At 32.8% G+C, this 293-nt stretch carries 1 protein-coding gene; it reads right to left on the reverse strand.

Annotation, left to right across the window (positions count from 1 at the left end; translation table 11 throughout):
- Positions 1 to 293: DUF418 domain-containing protein (locus FOT98_RS31185; protein WP_144291250.1), on the reverse strand; the 293-nt coding region annotated here is incomplete at both ends.

A 293-nucleotide genomic window follows, 5' to 3' on the forward strand; every position in this document is an offset into this window, starting at 1 on the left:
TTTACTCCAAATTTTGCTGAATATAATTTGCGCAAAGATAATTAAAATCCCGAAGATACATAATTGCCAGTAATATACCTGTGAGACATCTTTAAAGTACAACGAAAGAATGACAAGAGTTAGTATACTTTGGCTAATGTAATTCGTTAAAGCATACTTGCCTACGTTCATAAAGGGTTGCAGCTGCTCTATATGTTTTTTATTCTCACAAACCCTAAGTAGAGTACAAACATAGAATATAGCTAGCGTTTTCCCTCCAAATAGAATCCATAGTTTAATATCCTGAGAGTAAT

Origin of the sequence: Bacillus sp. HY001, from assembly GCF_007558965.1 — a bacterium.
Lineage (GTDB): Bacteria > Bacillota > Bacilli > Bacillales > Bacillaceae_G > Bacillus_A > Bacillus_A mobilis.